Source organism: Maribacter forsetii DSM 18668, from assembly GCF_000744105.1.
Classification (GTDB): domain Bacteria; phylum Bacteroidota; class Bacteroidia; order Flavobacteriales; family Flavobacteriaceae; genus Maribacter; species Maribacter forsetii.
The window spans coordinates 3,326,852-3,350,313 of record NZ_JQLH01000001.1 but is presented as its reverse complement, the minus strand read 5'-3'; the positions used below and the strand labels follow the sequence as shown (position 1 = coordinate 3,350,313).

Genomic DNA, 23,462 nt, shown 5'->3' with positions numbered 1-23,462 from the left:
TGTAGATAATCAAGGTAAAAAATGAATTGTAGGTAAACTATTAACCATTTATGGTATAGATTTATCAATTTGAATTTTAAACATAATTTATTTCAATGTTAAGAAAGTGTGTTCAAAAGTTCTTTTATATTTGATTACTTATCAAACCAATAATTATATGAATATTATAAAAACAGCTGCTTTCATTTTTTTGATGGCTTTTAATTTTACGATGGTACAAGCCCAAGAAGGTCATCCGTTAGAAGGAAAATGGAACTTGACCATTGATCAAGAAGGGAAGAAACTACCATCATGGTTAGAAATTAGACATTCTGGCACCAATACTTTGATCGGTAGATTTACGTATGCATTTGGTAGTGCAAGACCAGTTGCTGAGATTGAAAAGCACGGAGAATTATTTTCATTTGAAATTCCGCCACAGTGGGAGCCAGGAGCTGCCAATATGGAATTTGAAGGTAAAATAGAAGGAGAAGGTTTATCAGGAACCATGATTTATGTAGATGGAAAAACGTATAATTGGACGGCTACAAAATCTCCAAAACTACCGTATTATGACAATGTGAAAGAAGGCAAGACCGTGAAGCTTTTTAATGGTAAAAACTTAAAAGGATGGGAGATGAAACCAGGAAATCAATGGGCGGTTTTAGATGGTATATTGACTAGCTCAAAACCAGGAGTAAACTTAGTGTCAGAAGAAAAATTCAAGGATTTTAAATTACATGCAGAATTTAGATACCCTGAAGGGAGTAACAGCGGTTTGTATTTACGTGGTCGCTACGAAGTTCAAATAGCAGATAACATAGGATTAGAGCCTTCTTCAATTTATTTTGGAGGAATCTATGGTTTACTTACACCAAATGAAAATGCGGCTATGAAAGCTGGGGAGTGGCAAACGTATGAAATTACTTTAATAGGTAGGAGAGTTACTATTGTCGCAAATGGAAAAACTGTAATTTCAAATCAGAATATTGAAGCAATGACAGGTGGCGCTCTGGATAATGATGAAGCAGAAGCCGGACCAATAATGATTCAAGGAGATCATGGTCCAGTCGAATTTAGAAAGTTAGAGATTACGCCTTTGAGTAAAGGGTAATTTTGAAAATTAGAATTTTAAAAGCCTCCTTTACTGGAGGCTTTTTTTAATGTATTTAACTATTAAGTTGAGTAATTAAAGTTAAAGCTTTTTCTTCCTCATCTTTATAAACATAGATTTCTACCAGTTCTTGTTGTGGTGTGCCAAAACCTGCTAAGCGAGCAGATTCCTTTTCGTCTTTAAGAATAGGTACAATATTATTTTCTTTCAGTATTAGTTCTATTCGTTTGGCTTCTATATTATTTCCGCCAAAAACTTTTATATAATTTGAGTCCATTGTAATCTGTTTTAGTTAATCGTTGCTGAAGCTATTCAATTTTTTATTTAGAGTAAATAAGGTTCAAAGTTACACCTGGTCAGGTATTTTTTAGTTGAGATTAATAGTGTGTTCTTGAATGTCTTCTTGTTCTAACGAATTGGTGTTAATTGTAAAATAAAAGGTACTACCTACATTCTCTTCTGACTCTACCCATATTTTGCCTAAGTGGTGTTCTACAATCTTTTTACTACCGTACAGACCTATACCTGACCCCTCGAATTTAGATTGATTGTGTAGCTTATGAAACGCATTAAATATTTTTGCTTGTTGTTCTTTTGGAATGCCTATACCGTTATCAGAAACACTAAAAAGATATTCATTCTCTTTCTTCTGGGACGCTATGGTAATTACTGGGTCTTTGGTAGCGGTTCTAAATTTTAGTGCGTTATGTATCAAATTTTGAAAGAGCATTCCAATATCATTTGATCTTGCCGTTATCGTCGGTAACTCACCAACGGTAATAGTTGCATTGCTCTCTTTTATTATTTCTGAAAAATCAGATAAAACAAGCTGTACTATCTTTGGGAAATTTACAGTTTCCATTTCGCTAGAATTACCAATTTCAGCATATTTCAAAAGTCCCTCCACTAGGTTTGTCAGTCTTGTAGAACTGCCCTGTAAATGCTTTAAATAGCTGTTGAAATTTGCATAATTAGCTGTTGCATGTTGTTTTTCCAATTCTGTAGCAATAACATTGATATTATTTAGTGGTCCTCTAAGGTCATGTGTTACTATGAATGTAAATTCTTCAATATGTGTGTTTTTTAGTTCAAGTTCATTATTCAATACGGCTAGTTTGCTGTTTTGAAGTTTTAAATCATTTTGAGCTTTTTTTAAGTTTAACTCACTTTCTTTTAAAGCTTCAATATGATTTTCTAGATCTGTAGTGTATGTTCTGGTTTTATTTTCGTCATACATTCTAAAGGTTAGTGAAAGCCAACCTAAACAGGCTAAGAAAGCAAATATTTCATCAAAGGGTACGTCAATAGTTCCTAAAATTGGTCCGTAAATAGAGATGTAGACGGTAGGAATAATAAATGCTAGAATATCAAAAACAATTATCAGGTTTCTTAACCTAGGGTTTCTTCTAAAACCTATAAATGCTAAAAAACCCATAGTGGCAAATGCAACTGCCTGACCAAAAAAGCCTCCTATCAAAAATATTAAGGTCATGAACATCACCGGCGGAAACAACGTCATGTAAATTCTAGTTGTATAGTGAAGTTTTAAACGATTTAATAAGAACCCGATTCCGAAACCAATAGCAACGATACCTGCTAAAATCTGCTCGGTATATGAATGAAACATTAGCGTATATATAAACACTACAAAAGTAAAAATACTTGACACGATGGTTATAAGACCAAATTCGTCCAAAAAGTTTCTGCTTTTCTGACTGTTATTTTTTGAAGTCGTGTTAAGTTTTGGCAAACTATTAAAATTTAGTTTTAAATGACTTTGTTTAATTTGGTAATGCTAAATCCTATCTATTTGTGGAAACTCAGCTAGAAAATAATAATTATATAATTTTAGATAAATCTGATTTAAAAACAATGATTAATTAAGGGAGATATAAACGAAATTATATTTTACTTAAATATAAGAAAGTAGTGACGTTTATACCTAAAAAGACACTTTTATTATGTGTCTTTTAACGTAAACAACTTTATGAAATTAGAAAACCTGAATTACAATTAAAAAGTCATAGGAACTTCTATGATAAGTATTTTTGATGTTTTGTTAATATTAAAATTGAAAGTATCGGTTTCCCAAATTCCTAGTCCATCACGTTTATTTAATTTCTGATTTATAATTTCTATTTCCCCATCTAATACAAAAACATACACTCCGTTTCCCTTCTTCTTAAAATCATAAGAATCTGTTGTTCCAGATTCATAATCACCAAGATAAAACCAAGCATTTTGATGAATCCATACACCTGCATCATCGGCGTTAGGTGAAAGTACTTGATACAAGCTGTTCTTGGTAGCAATATCAGCAATAGAGATTTGGTCATAACGCGGGGTAACCTCTTCTTCATTTGGAATAATCCAAATCTGAAGGAACTTAACCTCTTGATCCTTGTTCTTGTTATACTCGCTATGTGAAATCCCCGTACCGGCACTCATTACTTGAACATCACCAGACTTTATAACAGTAGAATTACCCATGTCATCCATATGTTGAAGATCACCTTTAAGCGGAATTGATATGATTTCCATATTTCTATGTGGGTGGGTTCCAAACCCTCGACCTGCAGCTACTGTATCATCGTTTAATACACGTAATGCTCCAAAGTTCATTCGTTCTGGATTATGATAATTTCCAAAACTAAAACTATGATAAGAGTTTAACCAACCGTGATCTGCATGACCTCTAGTGTCAGATTTATGTATTATAGTTTTCATTTTATTTGTTTTTTATTGATAGCTTTTTAGTCGTGATTTAGAGATAAAATTTACTATGATTTACTGCTTTAAAATTACAATTAAATACTTGGTATTATGTTAATGCCTATTGTTGGTAAACATACTTTTCTTTAAATAAAAACGTTATTCACAAAAATTCCCTCGTTAAATGAAATACGTAATTAGTTTAATATTAGTATTCTTTTTTTATAGTTCTTACGCTCAAACAAGCGCTGATGCTGCCAAACATTTAGGTGCAGGTATAGTAATTGGTGGAGTAGGTGGATACGCAGCTCACAAGCTTTCTAATGGAAATGCAGTTTGGCGATGGACAGGAGCTGTTGGCAGTGCTTTTGCTGCAGGTCTGGCAAAAGAGGCTATTTATGATTCTTCAAGAGGAGAAGATTGGGAAACAAGAGATGTGGTATTTACCACGTTAGGCGGCGTAATATCTGCTTTGGCTTTGGAAGTTTTTACTGGGAGCGGAAGCAATGCTAGAGGAGGTAATAGAAGAGGCAAAAGCTGTGGTTGCCTGGTTGCACAAATAGACCAAATCAATGAAATTCAGTTACCTGTATTCGTAGAAAACGGAACTGGTGATATTTCTTCAGAATTACAGGCGGCTTACCTTCTTCGGTAGACTATAAAAGTCCCTTCGCTTTTATTTCTAAGTATTTATTAATTGTATTAATGGTTAAATCCTCAGGTTTGGTTAAAATAGTCTGTATACCATACTTTCTTAGTTCATTTACTACTAATTGTTTTTCATAGATGAATTTCTCTGCAATAGCTTGTTCGTAAACTTCAAGAGTACTATTTGGTTTCTCTTGTGCAAAAGAAAATAACTCTGTATTCTCAAAGAAAATGACCACCAATAAATGTTGTTTGGCTATTGCTTGTAAATAAGGTAATTGACGATGTAAAGCATCTAGGGTTTCAAAATTAGTGTATAATAATAGCAGGCTTCTTTGAGGTAAATGTCTTTTTGTGTCAATGTACAATCTACTAAAATCACTCTCAACAAAATTAGTCTCCAGATTATATAGTGTTTCAAGAATAAGGTTCATTTGAGAACTTCTGCGTTCAGCAACAACCCTGTTTTCAATTTTATTGCTAAAAGAAAACATACCAGCTTTATCATTCTTTTTAAGTGCAATATTGCTTATGACCAAAGTGGCGTTGATGGCATAATCTAATAAGCTAAGGGACTTAAAAGGCATTTTCATTACTCTACCTTTGTCTATAATAGAATAAATAGGTTGGGATTTTTCGTCTTGAAATTGGTTGACCATCAACTGACCTCTTTTTGCCGTTGCCTTCCAATTTATATTACGAATATCATCACCTTGTATGTAATCTTTAATTTGTTCAAACTCCATCGTATGGCCAATACGGCGAATTTTTTTAATTCCGAATTCAAATAAGCGATTGCTAAAAGCTAAAAGGTCATATTTACGAAGTTGTAAAAAGGATGGATAAACAGGTACTTCTTTATCTTGGTCAAATGTATATTTCTTGGCCAAAAAACCAATGGGGGATGTAGCGAATACGTTTAAATTTCCAAAACTATAAACTCCACGTTCAACAGGTCTTACATTGTAATTATAAAACTTTTGTTCTCCAGATTTTAATACGCTATGAAAATTAAAATCGCGTTTTTGAAATTGGAAAGGAAGTTCATCTATGATGTTTACATGGCTTGTAAATAGGTATTGATTAGTGACCTTGATTTCAATCTTATTTTCATCACCATTAGAAAGTTTGTCAGGTACAATTCTATAGGCAATTATGGTTCCTTTAGATAAAAATAAAAGAATAATGTCTACACTTGTAAGTGCTAAAAATATATAAAAGAGAAGTTTGGCTACAAAAGATACATTTTCAAAAATATAGGATATTAAAAAGCACAAGATGATTACTGTCAAAGCCAGAAAGAATCTTTTTTGAAGAAATATATTTTTGAAAACCTTTTTCACGATAATTATCTTGGAATTTCTATAGTTTGAATAAGGTCGCTAATCATCTTCTCAGCAGTATAGCCTTCCATTTCCCTTTCAGGGGTCAAGATAATTCTATGACCTAGAATAGGACCTACTACTTTTTTAATATCATCGGGAGTAATAAAATCTCTTCCGTTGATGGCTGCAACGGCTTTAGAAGCATCTAAAATAGCTATTGAAGCTCTTGGCGATGCACCCAAATATAAATTAGCATTTGTTCTAGTATTGTTGACAATAGCGGCAATATACTTCAGTAAGTTATCTTCAACGATAATATCTTTTATCACTAATTGATAAGCTGCGATCTGTTCGGCCGAAAGAACGGAATCTATAAGTGCTTCAACGTTTGTATTTTTCTGTTGGTGTTTGTTTTCAAGTATTTGTATTTCTTCTTCTAAAGTAGGGTAGTGTACATTTATCTTAAATAGAAAACGGTCTAATTGAGCTTCTGGCAGTCTATATGTGCCTTCCTGCTCAACAGGGTTTTGTGTAGCAAAGACCAAAAATGGAGGCTGCATTTCAAATTCATTTCCATCAATAGTAATCTGTCGTTCCGCCATAGCTTCAAAAAGAGCGGCTTGGGTTTTGGCAGGTGCTCGGTTTATCTCATCAATTAGAATAATATTAGAGAATATAGGACCTTTTTTAAATTCAAATTCTGAGGTTTTTACATTAAAAATGGAAGTACCCAAAATATCACTTGGCATTAAATCTGGCGTAAACTGAATTCTACTAAAATCTACGTTCATTGTTTTTGCCAAAAGCTTTGCGGTCACTGTTTTGGCAACACCGGGTACACCTTCAATAAGTGAATGCCCATTTGCCAAAATAGAAACAATCAGTAACTCGATCATATCTTGTTGACCTATAATTACTTTTCCTAATTCAGATTTAACCTTGGCTACAGATTCTTGTAATTTAGAGAGATCAATGCGCGAATTAAATTCTACGTTGTTTTCATCCTGTGTATTATCTTCCATAAGATTGTTTAAATGTATTTATTTTCTGAACTAGGGTTAAAGAATCCTGTTCAGTATGTACCGTTTTGTTTTTTAGATTAAGTATGAGTTCAATTAAAGCTTTTGTTTCTTCTTTAGGTTTACCTGCTTTAGCACTTAATTGGGTTATTAGATTCTCATCTAAAACTGAAGTGTTTAGATAGTACTTATTTCTAATGTGCGTTAAAAAATAAGTTATCTTTTTATTGTTCAAATTAGTATAATCCCTATGTTGATAATATAGTGATCCAACAGTTTTTGCAAATTCTACAGAAGAGTTTTCTAAAGGTTTAATAATAGGTATGATTCGCTGTTCTCGTTTTGCTTTAAATATTACAAAAAGCAGCAGACCTATGACAAGTAAGTAATAACTCCATTTTAATGCAGGCTGGTTCAATATAAACCGCATAGGTGAAGTAATAACTTTTCTGCCAGATTTCTTGTAATCGTCCCAATACAAAAGTTGGTCGTTTAGATAAGAAAAACTTTGAACACTGTAGTTACTATTATCACCCAAAACGTAATAGTTGGTAAAGGCAACTGGTAAGGTGTTTATCAAGAAATTTCCCTTACCAAAAGTTGTTTTGATAAAGTTGGGTTGAACCTTAATTTCATCTTCGTTATTTTCTAAAAAGGTAGAAGACTTAAACTGTAGGTGTCCTAGAATTTCTGTTTTTAAGGTATCTACACTTGCAAAATAACTAGGGTCAACACCTCTTGTAAAATAGAAATGTTCTTGTTCAAAATTTTGATTGGTAAACGAAGCTTTTACAGAATCTTCTTGAATGTCATATTGTTGTCTGATTTCAATGTTTAATGTATCGGCTAATTGACCTGTAAGATTGTTGCTAGCTATAAAAACTTGATTGCCGTCAGCTACATATTTTAAAACTTGATTAGTCTCTTGCTCATCTAAATAGACAAAATCGTTGATGATTAAATAATTGGAGCGTATGGAGCTATCTCGTTGAATTAGAATATCGTACATGCTATTTTCGACAGATTCAATTTCGTTGTTCGAAAATATGTTCGGTAGTTCGTTAAACAGAACAAAACAGCCAAACGGAATTTTAGAAACCGATGTGTAAGACGGTCTCCAATTTATGGGTCTAGGACGCACAATTTCTGTCACGATGATACCAATTAGCACCACAATCAAAAGCCCAAGTATTATTTTAGAACGCTTACCCAAGTTATGTTTGAATTTGTTTGTTGATCGATTCAAAATCCAAAACCGATTTCGTGTATTTATTATTATCTATAGTTTGCTCACCATACCATATGTAATCGTATAGGTATGCTATTTGCTTAAACCCCTTTTGTATTTCTGGCTGTTCTATTTCAGAAAGGTAGTCAGAGTTTGTTTTGTCAAAATGCCATTCTATAATATCACTTTTAGATAACTTTTGTAATGTAAGTAGGAACTGGTAGCGTATAGCCAGTCTATAATCCTTGTTCTCAATAGCTGTGTTCAGTAACTTATTAATGTCAATACCCTCTATATGCTCTTCTGTTAAGTTGATGTCGTTAATGGTCTTTGCTTTTTTCTGAAAAAGTGAATTAAAATTTTCGTTAATCAGCACCTTAACGATAAGGTAAATAGCAAGAATTACCAGTAAAAAGTAAATGAGATATTCAATGATTTGTAATACTTGCGGGGAAATGTTAATACCGAAAATATTACTCAATCCTTGTCCCACCCAATTTATGAATCGCGCCAGCAGGTTTTGAGATTCTCCTGTTTTAAATGTATAGTTAAACTCATCACCAGTATATTTTTTTGACAAATCTTCTTTATTGGTCCTAATGTTCAATATTGACGAAGAATCAATTTTTATGATACTATCATTTGAACCCTGTGCAAATGTGCAGAGAATGGTTAATTGGAAGAATGTGATTAGAAAAATATACTTCAATTTAATCGTTTTGACCTATTTGTTCTATAGTAGCTCTAGTATTTTCATTGTATGTTTTTTCATAAAGGGCATAATATAAAACACCATTTACAAATTGACTAAGGCATTGACCGTACACCGCAATTATTAGTACAATACACGTGCCTAAGGTGTATACAATTGTAGAAACTATGGAATGTGAATAGTCTACGTTATTTTCAACAACATGAAAGGTATAAATACCTATGATAATGCCAGGTACTATTAAAGCGATCATTAGTAAAATACCTAATAAGAGACCTAAGATAAAGTTGACACCTACAGATTTCCAGAAGTTAGTAGTTACTAATTTCCAACCTTCACCTAAGGCTTCTGTTACTCCTTTTTTCTTTTGTAACATGTCAAAAAAAGAAACACCTACCCATGCGGTTAAAAAGAATTGAACTATATATTGCCCAATAAACCCCACAATTGGGATTATAGCCAAAATAATGGCGGCAATGAGAAACACAAAATAAATAGGAATAAGTAATAATACGAATAAAAAGATATTTCCGAATTGACTCTTTGCCAGTTGCCAAACCACTTTTTTATCAACATTTTTATCCCTTGTCTCAACGTATTTAATCATGTAACTAGTAGATAACGAATAGTTCAAGAAAGCGACACCTAAAAAAATGATGACGAATAAAAAGCCGCCAATACCTAAGTAGATAAAATAGTCTTGTTCAAACTCCGTACCGTTAGCAAAAGAATTACTGCTAGATTCTTGTGCGATCATCCCTAAAAAGCCAGATACCAATAAGTAACTAGTAATTAATAGCCCTATTAAAAAAACACCATTGTAGCTTATAAAAACATTTGTAAAGTTTTTAATATTTTGTTTGAAAAAGTCGAAATAAACGGATACGATTCCGCCAAAATCACGGTTTAACCGTAACGGTATGTAATTGTCTTTCATGTTGGTTGTTGAGTATGATCGGGTATGCTATATAATAAAATATGATTAAAAATAAAGACGCGCCTATAATAAAAAATGCCAACCAATTTGGCATACCAGTATATCGTGTAATAAAACCTTCTATAAAGCCGGCAATGATAAAAAACGGAATAGTGCTGACAACAACTTTTAGTCCATCTTTTGCACCTTTCATAAAGGAAACACGTCTAGAATACGTTTTAGGAAATAGTATGCTATTGCCCATTATTAAGCCAGCGCACCCCGCAATGATAATAACTGAAATTTCTATGGTACCATGTAGCCATATTTGTTTATTAGCTTCAAAGAAAACCCCTTTTGTATAAAAGAAGGTGATGAATGCACCAAGCATTACGCCGTTACTGAAAAGAATATAGCCAGTACCAATACTAGTAATTACACCAAAAGCAAAGGCAAGAAATGCAACTCTTATATTGTTGATAGTAATACCTAAAAATGAGCCAATTTCACTACCTCCTTTATAGATAGCTGCAGGATCGCCGTTGGCAATATTATTTAGGGTTTCGTTTACGTATGCATCACCTAAAATTAAACGAACAAAGCTAGCGTCGTTCAAAGCAGATAATGAACCAATGGCAGAAGCTATTATAAATATTAAAAAAGCGATACCTAATGTGTAATGATATTGCTTGAAAAAAAGTGGGAATTCATAAAGCCAAAAGCTAAGAATTCGGTTTTTGTTTTCTTTTTTATTCTTATATATTTTTTGGTGAGCCTGAGAAGCTAATTCGTTTAAATACAATAAAGTCTTACTTTCTGCGTAATACGTTTGCGCGTAGGCTAAATCATTCGTTAGTTGAATGTAGCCATTGGCAAGTTCATCTGGGTTAGAAGCAGCACCAAGGTTGATAGCTTTTTCGAATGCTATCCATTTTTCCTTATTTTGCTTTACAAAAGCAGCTTCGCGCATAAACTATATTTACCTTGTTAAATTTAAGACTTAATGAATAACCTTCAAATCAATACAACGCAAAATGTTAACCTTAATTATACTATTGTTGGTATTGGTGAGCGAATTGTGGCATTTTTTATAGATGCATTTATATTATATCTCTATTATATTCTGGTCGATTTAATTGGCGATGCAGTGGGTTATGTTTATAATGACGGGTGGACACAGAGAGGTATTGTTGGCTTAATTTCTTTACCAGCAATGTTTTACAGTTTATTGATGCATGTTATATTTAATGGAAGAACTGTTGGGAAAATGATTATGAAGATGCGGGTAGTATCAGTTGATGGCTCGCCGGTAAACTGGAGCAATTATTTAATTCGTTGGATGCTTCGTTTGGTAGATATTTGGATTTTTGTAGGCTCTATTGGTATACTTTCTATTTTATTTTCTGAAAAAAGACAACGCTTGGGTGATGCCGCAGCTGGTACTGTGGTTATAAGTACTAAGAACAAAACAAAAGTTTCTCATACTATTCTAGAAGAAGTAGAAGATACATATGTTCCTAAATTTGTGAATGTTACCATCTTGACGGATAAAGATGTAAGACTGATCAAAGAAACCTTTAGTATAGCTAAAAAAAATAATGATTTTAAAACAATGAAAGCACTAAGAGATAAAGTAGATAGTATATTGCAGACCAATTCAGATTTATATGATAAGCAATTTCTAGATACTGTATTGAAAGACTATAATTACTTTACTCAAAAGCTATAATTAATGTTTTATTTCATCATTGATATTTTAGGTACTATTGCCTTTGCCATTTCTGGAGTTTTAGTTGCTATGGATAAAAGGCTTGATGCCTTTGGTGTACTTATCATCGCTTTTGTAACAGCGGTAGGTGGTGGCACATTAAGAGATCTGTTAATTGGTATCAGACCCGTTGGTTGGTTGAATGCACCCATGCATTTGCTTATAATCGTGATTACCGTTTTGTTAGCTATCATTTTCGTAACTCAGTTAAAGTATGTGAGGAAATCGCTGTTTCTTTTCGATACGATAGGAATAGGCTTGTACACAATGGTGGGCATTGAAAAAGGATTGGCGGCAGATTTACCACCTGTTATGTGCATTGCCTTAGGTACAATTACAGCAAGCTTTGGCGGAGTAATTAGAGATATACTATGTAATGAAATACCGGTAATATTTAGAAAGGAAATTTATGCAACGGTATGTATTTTGGGCGGATTGGTTTATTTTCTTTTAATTCAATTTCCAATACAAAATACCATAGCCTATTCTATGGCAATTGTAATCATCATCATTATGAGGATATTGGCAGTTCGCTTTAAGATTTCACTGCCAAACATTTATCGCAAAGAAATGTGAGTTTTTTAGAGTATTTAGCTTCGCTAAATAATTGTATTTCAGCCAACAGCCAACAGCCAACAGCCAACAGCCAACAGCCAACAGCCAACAGCCAACAGCCAACAGCCAACAGCCAACAGCCAACAGCCAACAGCCAACAGCCAACAGCCAACAGCCAACAGCCAACAGCCAACAGCCAACAGCCAACAGCCAACAGCCAACAGCCAACAGCCAACAGCCAACAGCCAACAACTACTCTAAGATTTCGGCTTTTTCAATGTAAATGTTCTGTAAAGGCCAATCACCTTTTTCAACCGGTACATTATTAATTTTATCAACCACGTCCATGCCATCTATAACTCTACCAAAAGGAGTGTACTCGTCATCTAAATGATAAGATCCAGGGTCGGTTACCACTATAAAAAATTCAAAAGGGCTGGCTAACATATGGGGGTTATCCATTTCGCTACTAGGCATAGAAACAGTACCTCTATGATGTTTATGACCTTTTCGGGTGTCAGGTGGTAATAAATATCTTCCTAAATCATTTCTTTTCTTTCCGGTTCGTTCATCATCGGAGTTGCCACCCTGAATAATGAAATTTTTCACAACTCTATGAAATTGGGTATAATCAAAATAACCTTTTTCAGTCAGATAAATGAAATTAGCCCTATGGTATGGTACGTTCTCAAATAATTCTATGGTAAAGCTACCTAGGTTTGTAGTGATTTTAACTTTATTCGATGTTAATGTTTTTTCGTAGTTGAAAAAGAAATCTATAGCATTGTCTTCGGTAAGTTCAAAAGCTTCTTCTTGCTCGTCTATTATAACTTCTTTTTCTGTAATTTTAGTAGAGTCTAACGCAGTCGGTGACTTAGAAGTTGTATTGTCAACCTTCTTAGGGGTATCTTTGCAGCTAGCAAAAGCTACAATAGCAACGAAAAGGAATATATTGAATTTAAGTGAACGCATGGATTTCAATTTTTTTGAACAACGAATATCAAAAATAAAGGATCTACCGCTACCGGGAGAAGCTTCACAGTACAAAATGGCTCCAGAGAGTAGAATAGAAGATTTACAACGCATTAATCGATCAAAGAAGAATCCAAGAAAGGCGGCTGTCATGGCATTGTTTTATCCATCGGTAAATCAAAACACTAATCTTCTATTGATATTGAGAAAAACGTATGCAGGAGTACACTCCAACCAAGTAGGATTTCCGGGCGGTAAAGCGGAAAAGTCAGATGGCGGATTGTTGACTACTGCGTTACGCGAAACTTATGAAGAAGTAGGCGTAGAGCCTAAAGATATTACCTTAATAAAAGAAATTTCAGAAATTTTTATACCACCAAGTAATTTTATAGTACAGCCTTATGTTGGGTTATATAAAGAGCCAAAACCTTTTGTAAAACAAGAAACGGAAGTAGAATTGCTTCTAGAAGTTCCAATACTTGATTTTTTAGACGACTCAAAAGTAGTTTCTAAAAAAATAACCACATCTTATGCTGTAGATATTGAAGTACCTGCCTTTAAATTAAATGGTTATATTGTTTGGGGAGCTACGGCAATGATGTTGAATGAGATTAAAGAGTTATTAAAGCAGGTGTTATAAGGCATATTTATTTATTTTAGCATTCTATGGGATTATTTGATAAAAACCCTTTTGGGCATAATTTATATATTAAAAAATGGCTAATTCGTATTTTGGCCGTGCTTTCGCATCAAAGATATAAGCGATTTAATACGTTAGAAATTGAAGGCTCTGATATTATTAGAAATCTGCCGGATAAGAATGTCCTGTTCGTTAGTAACCATCAAACATACTTTGCTGATGTTGTAGCAATGTTTCATGTATTTAATGCTAGTTTAAGCGGTAGAGAAGATTCGATTAAAAACCTAGGTTACATATGGCAACCCAAATTGAATATGTATTATGTCGCGGCCGCAGAGACCATGAGAAAAAGTCTATTGACAAAAATTATGGCATATGCCGGTTCTGTCAGTGTTGAAAGAACGTGGCGTTCAGAGGGAAAAGATGTAAAGAGACAGGTAAAAATGAGCGACATCTCTAGCATTGGTAAAGCTTTAAACGATGGTTGGGTAATCACCTTTCCCCAAGGAACTACAACACCTTGGAAACCTTTAAGAAAAGGAACTGCGCATATTATTAAAAAATACAAGCCGGTTGTGGTACCTGTGGTTATTGACGGTTTTAGACGATCATTTGATAAGAAGGGGCTACGTGTTAAGAAAAAAGGAATTCTCCAGTCAATGGTCATTAAAGAGCCATTGCAGATAGATTATGAGAATGAATCTTCTGAGTCTATAATAGAAAAATTAGAATATGCCATTGAGCAACACCCTTCGTTTTTAAAGGTGATTTCTAAAAAAGATTTATTGGCGGTCGAAGAAGAAAATAAACAGCGTAAATGGAGACAGTCTTAAACTGTTAAATGTTTTAATTCACTGTAATTGTTCTTCAGTTTTCTAAGTAATAGACCATAAAGTAAAAAGTAGATTCCGCCCATAACTAAAGTCAGTATTATACCAAAAATTCCTATGGAGAGCATAACGGTTATCTTTAGTTTTTCTGCGGATATATTTTCTAGACTATCTTTTAGTTCAGGGAATGCCGATGTAATATTATCGTTTAAATAAACCCCAATGATCATAACGATTATTGTTACCATAATCATAGACAAAGAAAAGATGACGTAATGTTTAACGGTCTTTCTAGTCTTTATTATTTTCTTCATCAAGTTTTTGGAATTATCTAAAACGGAAATTTCTTTAAATCTTTTATAGAATTGGAATATAAAGAAGAATGCTATCACATATGTAAAACCTGATAAGATCTTTAGATATTTGGAAACCCCTATGTTTTCATAAATTTCCATACCATCTCGCATAGATGGTAATAAGTATAAAAGATGGGGTACAGTAAATTCTAGAACACTTATAATAAGTATCCATTTAACGATAGAGGAAGATTTCTTCCATATCATTTTATGTATTTCGTCATAGCTCAATTTAGGAACGTTAAATTCCTTTTTTTGCCAGTCTTTCTTCAATAATTCCAGTTCATCCGTCATATGCTTATGGATTCAAAATGGTTCTTAACTTTGTTTTGATACGATTCATCTTCACTCGTGCATTTACTTCGGTAATACCCAAAGTTTCTGAGATTTCTGTATAATTTTTATCCTCCAGATATAAAAAAACCAATGCTTTGTCAACATCGTTCAACTGCTTTACCGCTTTGTACATCAGCTTTAATTGCAATTCTTCGGTTTCATCATACTCATCTGCCTTGATTTTAAAAATTATAGACTCATAATCGGCAGTATCAATTCTTCTTTTATTTTTTCGATATAAAGTGATGGCGGTATTCAATGCCACACGATACATCCATGTACTAAACTTTGCATCGCCCCTAAATTTAGGGTAAGCTTTCCATAATTGAATAGTGATTTCTTGAAACAGATCATTGTGAGAGTCGCGGTCATTTGTGTACAGTGTACAGACTTTATGGACAATATTTTGATTGTCCTGTAGCTCGGTCACAAATTTGTGTTCAAGGTCTTTCTTCACTATTGGTTGGTTGTTGTTAGCATGTTAGTCTAACAAAAGTTTCATTTGTTACAAGAATTCTTTAATAAAATAAAAAAAGTGCCAAAATTGACTTTGGCACTTTTTATAGTATATACTTCTAAAATTATTTTCTGTAATCTAGTGCCGGAGCTCTATCCCCCAAAAGCGGAATATACTTAAAATCTGCACCTCTTTTTTCTAAGAACTCAGCTTTGGCAGATGCTACCAATTTTTTATCCTTGAATAAATCAATTGCGGTCATGGTCAATGTTTTAGCAGCGATCATCATGCCTTTGTTACCTATAGAAGTTCCGCCTGCGGCAACTGCTTGCCAGCTATGCGCCGGTGTGCCTGGTACCCAAGTAGAAGTACTAAAACCAACAGTTGGTACGGTGAAACTAACATCGCCAACATCTGTAGAACCAAATGCTTTAGCTTCTGTTTTGTATGGTTGTACATTTTTTGCCGTAGCAAGATCGGCCTTTTCTTGACCTAATGTTTTTGCAATTTTATCGGCAAACTCTTTTTCTTCTGCTGTATATTCCATTCCGCCAACTTCAGATAGGTTTTCATGCATCACTTTTTGTAATGTTAAGTTGGCTAATAGTTCATGCGTACCACCGATCATTTCATAATCCATAGTTGTACCGGTACCCAATGCAGCACCTTCTGCAGCTTTTACCATACGATCAAAAATTTCTATAACTACGTCACGTCTATTATGGCGAGCATAGTAATAAACTTCTGCAAAATCAGGTATAACGTTAGGTGCTTTTCCTCCGTCTGTAATTACATAATGTATTCTGGCTTCTTGTGGTATATGCTCACGCATCATATTAATCATCATATCCATAGCTTCAACGCCATCTAAAGCAGAACGGCCTTTGTCTGGTGATGCTGCGGCATGTGCAGATATACCGTGAAATCTAAATTTAGCAGATTTGTTAGCCAAAGCTGCGCCGGCACTTGCTGCATTTTGTGCTCCTGGGTGCCAATGTAACGCGATATCTACATCATTAAAAAGTCCCTCGCGAACCATATATACTTTCCCAGATCCACCTTCTTCAGCCGGTGTACCGTAAAAACGTATAGTTCCTTTAGACTTGTTGGCTTCTAGCCAATCTTTCGTTGAAATGGCAGCAGCTGTAGAAGCCGTACCAAATAAATGGTGCCCACATGCATGACCTGCCGCAGCACCGGCAGATTCCTTTTCAGAAACCGCTTTTTGAGAAAGACCAGGTAAGGCATCGAATTCGCCCATAATAGCAATTACCGGACTTCCACTGCCATATTCAGCTATAAATGCAGTAGGTATACCTGCAACACCTTTCTTTATAGAGAAACCAGCATCTTGTAAAGTCTTTTGAAGAAGACCGGAGCTTTGTTCTTCTTGGTATCCCATTTCTGCGAATTCCCAAATATTTTGAGCTATAATTCCGTATTCGGCACTTTTCTGCTCTAAATTTTTAATAATATCTTTTTCGCTCTTTTGAGCGTTCATCGAATAAAAGGAAGTACAGAGTACCGCCAGTAAAATAAGCGTTTTACGCATTTTTAAGTTTGTTTGAGTTAGAGCTTAAAGATACTAAAAACACATAATTATTTTAAAGTAGTTGTCCATTTGTTTAATTTCGCATTTAAGTATTCATACTATGAACATACCTCTTTCCAGCTATCCTAGAATTGTGATAATAGGTGGTGGTTTTGGCGGAGTCTCTCTCGCTAAAAAATTAAGTAAGCAAGAAGTACAGGTCGTTCTTATCGATAAGAACAATTATCATACTTTTCAGCCATTATTATATCAAGTATCTACAGGAGGTCTGGAGCCAGATTCTATAGCATACCCTTTACGTAAGGTTTTAATAGGGTATGATAATTTTTATTTTCGTTTGGCCAAGGTAGATCATATAGATGCCGCTGGTAAAAAAGTAAATACAAATATTGGTGATATCAGTTTTGATTATTTAGTAGTAGCAACAGGTTCTGAAACTAATTTCTTTGGTAATAAAGAGATAGAGAAGAATGCAATGTCTATGAAGTCTATTCCGCAATCGTTAAATCTTCGTAGTTTAATTCTGGAGAACTTTGAGCAGGCACTTCTTACAGATGACTATCATGAAAGAGATGCGCTGATGAATTTTGTAATTGTAGGTGGAGGTCCAACGGGAGTAGAGCTTGCAGGCGCTTTAGCTGAAATCAAAAAAGGCATATTACCAAAGGATTATCCAGATTTAGATACTAGAAGAGCGCAGATTAATATTGTACAAGGAGGAGATTGTTTATTGCCGGGTTTTAGTGCTCAGGCATCAAAAAAAGCAGAAGATTTTTTAGAAAAATTGGGGGTACAAGTTTGGAAAGGCGTTCGTGTAACCGGATATAACGGAAAAACAGTAACTACTCTGACCGATTTAAAGTTCAATTCTGCAGCTGTAGTTTGGGCAGCGGGAGTAAAAGGTGCCGGTATAAAAGGTTTAGATGCCGAAGGCGTAATTGTTGGTGGTAATAGAATAAATGTGAACGAATATAATCAGGTGATAGGTCATCCAAATATATTCGCTATAGGTGATATTGCTTGTATGTCAACGGAAGATAACCCTCGTGGTCACCCAATGGTGGCGCAACCGGCAATTCAACAAGGTAAATTATTGGGTGAAAATTTAATAAAATTGTTTGAAAATAAACCAATGAAGCCATTCGTCTATAACGACAAAGGAAGCATGGCAACAATTGGCCGTAATAAAGCGGTTTGTGACATAAAGAAATTCAGATTTCAAGGAGTTTTCGCTTGGTTTGTCTGGATGTTTGTACACTTGTTTTTCTTAATCGGATTCAGAAACAGAATGGTAGTGTTTATCAATTGGGTTTATAACTACATTCGCTTTGATCGTGAAGCACGTTTAATCATCCGCCCATTCAAAAGAGATTACAGCCAATTTAAAGATTAGGAGTATTTCAATTTATGTAGGATAGAAGTTTTCTAAATGCTTGGCAGTTAAATTTTTGCCAAGTATTTCGTTGGTTCTTATTTTTAAAATATCTTTTGTAGGAATTTATTTCAATAATTGATATTTAACCTATGAAAGTTCTTGTACATAGTTTTCTTTTCTTGTTTGTAGTTGTTTCTAAAGCTCAGGCAGTAGAAGAACCGCCATTAACAAATTTACCATCGTCATTAACCGGATTATCTATAACCGGGCACGCATATCCTACTTCCGCAATTGGTGATGTTCATAAGTCTTTTATGGTGCAATACGGAGTTTCAAAATCGTTTCAATTAGAACTTCAAGGTTTTTATGATACCTATATATTAAGTGAAAGATTCAGATCTAGTGTATTGGCTAAAGTGTACTTGAATAAACGATTATATTTACTTGGTGGGCTAGAAGCAGAGGTAGCTACGGAAAATGCAGGTGTTGGACAAACACCATATCGTCTTGGTTTTATATCTGGTGCTGGTTATGAAGTAAGTGAAAATTTAATGATAGAGTTGAAGAGTAATGTTCAGTTAAATAAGTCAAATATTGGTGCTCTTGGAGAAACTCAGGTAACTATACCTTCGGTATATACTATTGGTAGTAAGTGGAAATTTTAATGACTCTTTCTAGGGTGATACGTATTCATAACCTCTGCTAAATGCGAACGGTCTACATGCATGTAAATTTCAGTAGTAGTAATACTCTCATGACCTAGCATTTGTTGAATAGAGCGTAAATCGGCACCATTTTCAAGTAGATGGGTGGCAAAAGAATGTCTGAAGGTATGTGGACTAATGCTTTTCTTTAAATCAATTGTTAAGGCTAAGTTTTTTACAATGGTAAATATCATTGCTCTGGTAAGTTGCCTGCCACGTCGGTTAAGAAATAGGATGTCTTGAAAACCTTCTTTTATTTTTAAGTGAACCCTGATTTCATTTCTATAAATGTCAATGTATTTTTTGTTCACGGCACTAATAGGTACAAATCTTTGTTTATCTCCTTTACCGGTAACTTTAATAAAATCTTCCTCAAAAAACAGGTCAGATAATTTTAAGCCAATAAGTTCAGAAACTCTTAGTCCGCAACCATATAAAGTTTCTAGCATTGCCCTGTTGCGTTCTCCTTCGGCGGAACTTAAATCTATAGCACCGATCAATTTATCTATTTCATTTTCAGAAAGTGTATCTGGTAATTTGCGTCCAATTTTTGGAGACTCTATTAAATCTAGAGGATTATCCTTTCTGTAATCCTCAAAAATTAAATAATTGAAAAAACTTTTGAGTCCGGATATTATACGTGCCTGTGATCTAGGGTTGACCACTTTGGCAATTTCATAAATAAACTGTTGAACAGTGCTTTTATCAATAAGAATTGGGGTAGTATTTATATCATGGGTTTCAAGAAAAGACATAAGTTTTTCAATATCCATCGTATAGCTCTGAATAGAGTTTTTTGATAGACCACGCTCAAGCTTTAAGTAGGTGGTATAATCTTTCAGCGCATGTTTCCATTTCATGGTTTAAAGATAAAGAATACATTAATTATGTAGGATAAAATGTATAGATGGAAGAAATACTGGTTTTTTGGTAGTTGTATTTACTTGTTAAATTAATACTTTTACAAAAAATAATCATGAGGCTATAACTCAGTAGTCCAATTAAATGACAATCAATTTTAACAAAGTTTAGTACACTTAAAAACAACAAAATGAAAAAGTTATTATTTTTAGTAGTGGCAATTATTTTAGGGTCAAATGTTTCTAATGCACAGTCAGATTATACGTTTGCAGCTGGTTTAGGTTTGGATTTATTTTCAGGAGTAACTTTAGTAGGGCCAAGTGCTAAATATTTCTTCGCAGAAGAGCATGCGGGTCAGGCAGAGATAATGTTCGAAAGCGGTTTAACAACTATTACGGCACTTTATGAATATCATGGCGATATTTCTGGTGCTGATGGTTTACAATGGTTTGCCGGCGCAGGACCTTCATTTCTTTTATTTGGAAATGGAATAGGAACTGAAGTTGCATTAAGACCGGTTGTAGGTTTAGATTATAAAATAGATGGAGTACCATTGGCATTTTCTTTCGATTGGAGACCATTTATAGGTCTTGGAGATTTATTAGGAAATGAGGTAGGTGCTTTTGGTCTTGGTATTAGATATGTAATTGAATAAAACTATTTAGTTTTATTATGAAAAGGGAAAGCTTAGCTTTCCCTTTTTGCATTTTATATGGTAAAGTTGACTTCAAGAAAATCGACAATACCATAGTAAATCTATCATGTACAACTACTTTCATGGTATTCACAACAAAGATGCCTGTAAGCTTAGTCTTACCTTTATTTTTGAAGAAAACAAACCAACCATACCATGAATAAGTTTTTCATTTTATTATTTGCCTTATGTCTTTCAACTGGAATTTTTGCTCAAGAAGGTTTCAAATTCGGTATTCAAGGAGGTATACCACTAGATGATTATAATGAGGCGGTCAGTGTGGTTCTTGGGGCAGATTTCTCATACATGTATCCGCTAGGTGAAGTAGTGGATATAGGACCAGCAGTAGGTTATATTCATGGTTTTGCAGAAACCTTTCAAACAACGATTATTAGAGAAGAGCAAGAGGCTGTTCAGTTTTTGCCACTATCTGCAGGCGTTCGTTTTTGGACATCAAATTATTTCTCATTTGGAGGGAATGTTGGCTATGCAATGGGCATTAATGATGGTAATGAGGGTGGTTTATATTACAGACCTACAATAGCTTATTTAATGAGTTCAAGTGTTGAGGTCAATTTTTCTTATACAGGTATTGATATTGAAGAAACTACATGGTCTACAGTGACTTTGGGTATCGTTTACAATTTCGAGCCTAAATATAGAACTCGTCGTTAGAGAAATACTTTAATTTACTTCTAATATTTGTAATTCATTGTAAGGTAACATTCGTTATTTTTGATATATGAAGATTATCATTATAAATGGTCCCAATCTAAACTTATTAGGAAAAAGGGAGCCAGAAGTATACGGTTCAGAAACTTTTGAAGATTACTTTTCAAAACTGCAATTCAAATTTAAAGATGTTGAATTGGAATATTTTCAATCAAATGTAGAAGGGGAATTGATTTCTAAAATACAGGAAACGGGTTTTTCTTATGATGGTATAGTATTAAATGCCGCAGCGTATACACATACATCTGTAGGTATTGGCGATGCCGTAAAAGCAGTTGAAACACCTGTTATAGAAGTTCATATTTCCAACACTCATAAGCGCGAAGAATTTAGGCATGTATCTTATATCTCGCCTGTAGCTAGTGGGGTAATACTTGGCTTCGGTTTAAAAAGTTATGATCTGGCGATCGACAGCTTTTTATTTTAACTCAATAACTATTTTAACAACCATAAAGGTGCTGTAGTTCGTAAGTAATGGTAAAGACATTATTATGAAAAGAATTGCACCTGTTCTATTGGGTATTATCACATTACTTTACGTGTCGTGTAGTGACAAAGATGAATTGGCACTTACTCCAAATCCTGATATTCAAATAGATTCTTTAGTAAGTTTCACTGTAAATAATGCCTTTTCTAATCTAACTTTCAATAATCCATTAGATCTTCAGTCTGTGACTGGTGATAGTACTAGAATATTTGTGGCCGAGAAAGGCGGAGTTATTAAAATTTTCAATCATGAAGCTACCACAGAGGAAGCAACTACCTTTTTAGATATTTCTGCAAGAACAGCTACGGCTAGTGAACTAGGGTTATTAGGTTTTGCTTTTCATCCGGATTATACTACAAACGGATTTTTATATGTCACCTATACACCAAGTGAAGAACTTGCTGTTGTTTCTCGTTTTAAAATTTCTGATACCGATGCTAATATGGTAGATGAATCTAGTGAACTTGTTTTGTTGGAAATTTCGCAGCCTGCAACCAATCACAATGGCGGGCAGTTAGCTTTTGGTCCTGATGGATATTTATATATTGCTTCTGGTGATGGGGGTGGTTCTGGTGATCCAGATGGCAATGCACAGAATTTGGGAACTTTACTGGGTAAAATTTTACGAATTGATGTAAATACAACAGAGGAAGGATTGAATTATGGAATTCCAACGGATAATCCGTTCGTTGAAGAAGAAAATGCAAGAGGTGAGATTTATGCATACGGATTAAGAAATCCGTGGAGATTTAGTTTTGATAATCAAACGAACACCATTTGGGCAGGTGATGTAGGTCAAGGTGAGAAAGAAGAAATCGACTTAATAGTAAAAGGTGGTAATTATGGTTGGAATATTCTAGAAGGTACCTCGTGCTTTCTAGAAGATGATTGCAATACCACAGATTTAATTGCTCCTATTTATGAATACAATCGTTCAGACAATGACAAATCGGTAACGGGTGGATATGTGTATAGGGGAGATGCTTTGCCTGAGTTGCAAGGATTTTATATTTATGGTGATTTTGTATCAGGTAGAATTTGGGCTTTAGACCAATCAGGAAATAATAATTTATTACTAGAAACCGGCTTAGCTATTTCCTCATTTGGTACAGATGCAAATAGTGAATTGTATATATGTGCTTTTGATGGAAAAATATATGAACTTTCAACGGTAGTTGAAGCTCAGTCCTAAGCGTTATCCTCAGGCCTTAAATATTTCTCTTCTACATAGAACGTAGCAAAAGGTAGCAATGAAGCTATACCAAAAATAAATATCTTTTTAAAACTCCATTTGTGGGTAAACCCAACAATTAGGGTTAGGGCAATAAAGGCAATGAAAAGTACGCCATGGGCGTAACCAACCAATTTATTAGGTTCTGGTATTTCTGCCCAATATTTTAAAGGCATGGTTATTCCGAACAACGCCAAATAGGAGATTCCTTCTAAAATTGCCGTTGCTCGAAATAATTTTAACATGCTATAGTGTATTA

The 23,462-nt window shown here is 34.2% G+C and carries 27 protein-coding genes; 12 read left to right on the top strand and 15 right to left on the bottom strand.

The window, feature by feature from the left end; genetic code table 11:
- Window positions 1-157: 157 nt before the first annotated feature.
- The gene (locus tag P177_RS14330; RefSeq protein ID WP_036155808.1) at window positions 158-1,093 is read left to right on the top strand and encodes a 3-keto-disaccharide hydrolase; all 936 of its coding nucleotides are present in this window, start codon (window positions 158-160) and stop codon (window positions 1,091-1,093) included.
- A gap of 55 nt (window positions 1,094-1,148) precedes the next feature.
- Here P177_RS14330 and P177_RS14325 read toward each other — a convergent pair whose 3' ends face one another.
- From P177_RS14325 to P177_RS14315, 3 genes are all read right to left on the bottom strand, one after another.
- Window positions 1,149-1,370 carry a putative signal transducing protein gene (locus P177_RS14325; RefSeq protein ID WP_036155806.1) on the bottom strand — a complete coding sequence of 74 codons (222 nt, stop codon included), beginning with the start codon at window positions 1,368-1,370 and terminating at the stop codon, window positions 1,149-1,151.
- 90 nt (window positions 1,371-1,460) lie between these two features.
- Window positions 1,461-2,720: a sensor histidine kinase gene (locus tag P177_RS19485; RefSeq protein WP_051941858.1), complete on the bottom strand. Its 1,260-nt coding sequence runs from the start codon at window positions 2,718-2,720 to the stop codon at window positions 1,461-1,463.
- Between the two features lie 386 nt (window positions 2,721-3,106).
- Window positions 3,107-3,820, bottom strand: coding sequence for a pirin family protein (locus P177_RS14315; RefSeq protein WP_036155804.1), 714 nt, complete (start codon window positions 3,818-3,820; stop codon window positions 3,107-3,109).
- A 169-nt stretch (window positions 3,821-3,989) separates the two neighbouring features.
- On the opposite strand from P177_RS14315, the gene P177_RS14310 reads away from it, so the two are divergent.
- Entirely contained in the window at window positions 3,990-4,460 is a 471-nt protein-coding gene (locus tag P177_RS14310) for a hypothetical protein (protein WP_036155802.1), read from the top strand.
- Window position 4,461: 1 nt separating this feature from the next.
- Here the strand turns inward: P177_RS14310 and P177_RS14305 are convergent, their stop codons facing one another.
- The 6 genes from P177_RS14305 to P177_RS14280 form a co-directional block, all read right to left on the bottom strand.
- The gene (locus tag P177_RS14305) at window positions 4,462-5,796 is read right to left on the bottom strand and encodes a DUF58 domain-containing protein (RefSeq protein WP_036155799.1); all 1,335 of its coding nucleotides are present in this window, start codon (window positions 5,794-5,796) and stop codon (window positions 4,462-4,464) included.
- Window positions 5,797-5,801: 5 nt separating this feature from the next.
- Complete coding sequence (locus P177_RS14300) at window positions 5,802-6,800, bottom strand: AAA family ATPase (RefSeq protein ID WP_036155797.1); 999 nt, start codon at window positions 6,798-6,800, stop codon at window positions 5,802-5,804.
- On the bottom strand, window positions 6,790-7,950 hold the full coding sequence (locus tag P177_RS14295; protein ID WP_167333115.1) for a DUF4350 domain-containing protein: 1,161 nt from the start codon (window positions 7,948-7,950) through the stop codon (window positions 6,790-6,792). Before P177_RS14295 ends, P177_RS14300 begins: the two co-directional genes overlap by 11 nt.
- Window positions 7,951-8,011: 61 nt before the next feature.
- A complete protein-coding gene (locus P177_RS14290) occupies window positions 8,012-8,734 on the bottom strand; it encodes a DUF4129 domain-containing protein (RefSeq protein WP_157486576.1) in 723 nt (240 codons plus the stop codon).
- Window position 8,735: 1 nt separating this feature from the next.
- Window positions 8,736-9,674: a hypothetical protein gene (locus P177_RS14285; RefSeq protein ID WP_036155793.1), complete on the bottom strand. Its 939-nt coding sequence runs from the start codon at window positions 9,672-9,674 to the stop codon at window positions 8,736-8,738.
- Entirely contained in the window at window positions 9,637-10,623 is a 987-nt protein-coding gene (locus tag P177_RS14280; RefSeq protein WP_036155791.1) for a stage II sporulation protein M, read from the bottom strand. Before P177_RS14280 ends, P177_RS14285 begins: the two co-directional genes overlap by 38 nt.
- Before the next feature lie 33 nt (window positions 10,624-10,656).
- Between P177_RS14280 and P177_RS14275 the strand changes: the two genes are divergently transcribed.
- Complete coding sequence (locus tag P177_RS14275) at window positions 10,657-11,382, top strand: RDD family protein (protein WP_036155790.1); 726 nt, start codon at window positions 10,657-10,659, stop codon at window positions 11,380-11,382.
- A gap of 3 nt (window positions 11,383-11,385) precedes the next feature.
- Window positions 11,386-11,997: a trimeric intracellular cation channel family protein gene (locus tag P177_RS14270; RefSeq protein ID WP_036155788.1), complete on the top strand. Its 612-nt coding sequence runs from the start codon at window positions 11,386-11,388 to the stop codon at window positions 11,995-11,997.
- Between the two features lie 231 nt (window positions 11,998-12,228).
- Here P177_RS14270 and P177_RS14260 read toward each other — a convergent pair whose 3' ends face one another.
- A complete protein-coding gene (locus P177_RS14260; RefSeq protein ID WP_036155784.1) occupies window positions 12,229-12,948 on the bottom strand; it encodes a peptidylprolyl isomerase in 720 nt (239 codons plus the stop codon).
- On the opposite strand from P177_RS14260, the gene P177_RS14255 reads away from it, so the two are divergent.
- Both P177_RS14255 and P177_RS14250 read left to right on the top strand, forming a co-directional pair.
- Entirely contained in the window at window positions 12,947-13,588 is a 642-nt protein-coding gene (locus tag P177_RS14255) for an NUDIX hydrolase (protein ID WP_036155783.1), read from the top strand. The genes P177_RS14260 and P177_RS14255 overlap by 2 nt on opposite strands.
- A 26-nt stretch (window positions 13,589-13,614) precedes the next feature.
- The gene (locus tag P177_RS14250; protein ID WP_036155780.1) at window positions 13,615-14,421 is read left to right on the top strand and encodes a lysophospholipid acyltransferase family protein; all 807 of its coding nucleotides are present in this window, start codon (window positions 13,615-13,617) and stop codon (window positions 14,419-14,421) included.
- Here the strand turns inward: P177_RS14250 and P177_RS14245 are convergent.
- The 3 genes from P177_RS14245 to P177_RS14235 form a co-directional block, all read right to left on the bottom strand.
- Complete coding sequence (locus P177_RS14245) at window positions 14,418-15,068, bottom strand: hypothetical protein (RefSeq protein ID WP_036155778.1); 651 nt, start codon at window positions 15,066-15,068, stop codon at window positions 14,418-14,420. The two genes, P177_RS14250 and P177_RS14245, sit on opposite strands and share 4 nt — an antisense overlap.
- Window positions 15,069-15,072: 4 nt before the next feature.
- Entirely contained in the window at window positions 15,073-15,567 is a 495-nt protein-coding gene (locus P177_RS14240) for an RNA polymerase sigma factor (RefSeq protein ID WP_036155776.1), read from the bottom strand.
- A 124-nt stretch (window positions 15,568-15,691) separates the two neighbouring features.
- Window positions 15,692-17,068, bottom strand: a complete 1,377-nt coding sequence (locus tag P177_RS14235; RefSeq protein ID WP_394330713.1) for an amidohydrolase — start codon at window positions 17,066-17,068, stop codon at window positions 15,692-15,694.
- A gap of 151 nt (window positions 17,069-17,219) precedes the next feature.
- Here P177_RS14235 and P177_RS14230 point away from each other — a divergent pair, with 151 nt between their 5' ends.
- Window positions 17,220-18,512: an NAD(P)/FAD-dependent oxidoreductase gene (locus P177_RS14230; RefSeq protein WP_036155772.1), complete on the top strand. Its 1,293-nt coding sequence runs from the start codon at window positions 17,220-17,222 to the stop codon at window positions 18,510-18,512.
- Window positions 18,513-18,643: 131 nt separating this feature from the next.
- Entirely contained in the window at window positions 18,644-19,159 is a 516-nt protein-coding gene (locus P177_RS14225; RefSeq protein ID WP_036155770.1) for a hypothetical protein, read from the top strand.
- Here P177_RS14225 and xerD read toward each other — a convergent pair.
- Window positions 19,156-20,058, bottom strand: a complete 903-nt coding sequence (gene xerD / locus P177_RS14220; RefSeq protein ID WP_036155768.1) for a site-specific tyrosine recombinase XerD — start codon at window positions 20,056-20,058, stop codon at window positions 19,156-19,158. The two genes, P177_RS14225 and xerD, sit on opposite strands and share 4 nt — an antisense overlap.
- Window positions 20,059-20,249: 191 nt before the next feature.
- Here xerD and P177_RS14215 point away from each other — a divergent pair, with 191 nt between their 5' ends.
- The 4 genes from P177_RS14215 (at window position 20,250) to P177_RS14200 (ending at window position 23,164) form a co-directional block, all read left to right on the top strand.
- Complete coding sequence (locus tag P177_RS14215) at window positions 20,250-20,714, top strand: hypothetical protein (RefSeq protein ID WP_036155766.1); 465 nt, start codon at window positions 20,250-20,252, stop codon at window positions 20,712-20,714.
- 195 nt (window positions 20,715-20,909) lie between these two features.
- Entirely contained in the window at window positions 20,910-21,428 is a 519-nt protein-coding gene (locus P177_RS14210; protein WP_036155764.1) for an outer membrane beta-barrel protein, read from the top strand.
- A 67-nt stretch (window positions 21,429-21,495) separates the two neighbouring features.
- Complete coding sequence (gene aroQ, locus P177_RS14205) at window positions 21,496-21,912, top strand: type II 3-dehydroquinate dehydratase (RefSeq protein ID WP_036155763.1); 417 nt, start codon at window positions 21,496-21,498, stop codon at window positions 21,910-21,912.
- A gap of 64 nt (window positions 21,913-21,976) precedes the next feature.
- Complete coding sequence (locus P177_RS14200; RefSeq protein ID WP_036155761.1) at window positions 21,977-23,164, top strand: PQQ-dependent sugar dehydrogenase; 1,188 nt, start codon at window positions 21,977-21,979, stop codon at window positions 23,162-23,164.
- Here P177_RS14200 and P177_RS14195 read toward each other — a convergent pair.
- The gene (locus P177_RS14195; RefSeq protein ID WP_036155759.1) at window positions 23,161-23,448 is read right to left on the bottom strand and encodes a DUF3817 domain-containing protein; all 288 of its coding nucleotides are present in this window, start codon (window positions 23,446-23,448) and stop codon (window positions 23,161-23,163) included. The two genes, P177_RS14200 and P177_RS14195, sit on opposite strands and share 4 nt — an antisense overlap.
- Window positions 23,449-23,462: the final 14 nt, after the last annotated feature.

Bases quoted from the DNA above. Each gene is read 5' to 3' on its own strand.
- P177_RS14330 (WP_036155808.1), top strand. From the start codon at position 158: ATGAATATTATAAAAACAGCTGCTTTCATTTTTTTGATGGCTTTTAAT.
- P177_RS14325 (WP_036155806.1), bottom strand. From the start codon at position 1,370: ATGGACTCAAATTATATAAAAGTTTTTGGCGGAAATAATATAGAAGCC.
- P177_RS19485 (WP_051941858.1), bottom strand. From the start codon at position 2,720: ATGTTTCATTCATATACCGAGCAGATTTTAGCAGGTATCGTTGCTATT.
- P177_RS14315 (WP_036155804.1), bottom strand. From the start codon at position 3,820: ATGAAAACTATAATACATAAATCTGACACTAGAGGTCATGCAGATCAC.
- P177_RS14310 (WP_036155802.1), top strand. From the start codon at position 3,990: ATGAAATACGTAATTAGTTTAATATTAGTATTCTTTTTTTATAGTTCT.
- P177_RS14300 (WP_036155797.1), bottom strand. From the start codon at position 6,800: ATGGAAGATAATACACAGGATGAAAACAACGTAGAATTTAATTCGCGC.
- P177_RS14285 (WP_036155793.1), bottom strand. From the start codon at position 9,674: ATGAAAGACAATTACATACCGTTACGGTTAAACCGTGATTTTGGCGGA.
- P177_RS14280 (WP_036155791.1), bottom strand. From the start codon at position 10,623: ATGCGCGAAGCTGCTTTTGTAAAGCAAAATAAGGAAAAATGGATAGCA.
- P177_RS14275 (WP_036155790.1), top strand. From the start codon at position 10,657: ATGAATAACCTTCAAATCAATACAACGCAAAATGTTAACCTTAATTAT.
- P177_RS14270 (WP_036155788.1), top strand. From the start codon at position 11,386: ATGTTTTATTTCATCATTGATATTTTAGGTACTATTGCCTTTGCCATT.
- P177_RS14255 (WP_036155783.1), top strand. From the start codon at position 12,947: ATGGATTTCAATTTTTTTGAACAACGAATATCAAAAATAAAGGATCTA.
- P177_RS14260 (WP_036155784.1), bottom strand. From the start codon at position 12,948: ATGCGTTCACTTAAATTCAATATATTCCTTTTCGTTGCTATTGTAGCT.
- P177_RS14250 (WP_036155780.1), top strand. From the start codon at position 13,615: ATGGGATTATTTGATAAAAACCCTTTTGGGCATAATTTATATATTAAA.
- P177_RS14245 (WP_036155778.1), bottom strand. From the start codon at position 15,068: ATGACGGATGAACTGGAATTATTGAAGAAAGACTGGCAAAAAAAGGAA.
- P177_RS14235 (WP_394330713.1), bottom strand. From the start codon at position 17,068: ATGAACGCTCAAAAGAGCGAAAAAGATATTATTAAAAATTTAGAGCAG.
- P177_RS14230 (WP_036155772.1), top strand. From the start codon at position 17,220: ATGAACATACCTCTTTCCAGCTATCCTAGAATTGTGATAATAGGTGGT.
- P177_RS14225 (WP_036155770.1), top strand. From the start codon at position 18,644: ATGAAAGTTCTTGTACATAGTTTTCTTTTCTTGTTTGTAGTTGTTTCT.
- xerD (WP_036155768.1), bottom strand. From the start codon at position 20,058: ATGAAATGGAAACATGCGCTGAAAGATTATACCACCTACTTAAAGCTT.
- P177_RS14215 (WP_036155766.1), top strand. From the start codon at position 20,250: ATGAAAAAGTTATTATTTTTAGTAGTGGCAATTATTTTAGGGTCAAAT.
- P177_RS14210 (WP_036155764.1), top strand. From the start codon at position 20,910: ATGAATAAGTTTTTCATTTTATTATTTGCCTTATGTCTTTCAACTGGA.
- aroQ (WP_036155763.1), top strand. From the start codon at position 21,496: ATGAAGATTATCATTATAAATGGTCCCAATCTAAACTTATTAGGAAAA.
- P177_RS14200 (WP_036155761.1), top strand. From the start codon at position 21,977: ATGAAAAGAATTGCACCTGTTCTATTGGGTATTATCACATTACTTTAC.
- P177_RS14195 (WP_036155759.1), bottom strand. From the start codon at position 23,448: ATGTTAAAATTATTTCGAGCAACGGCAATTTTAGAAGGAATCTCCTAT.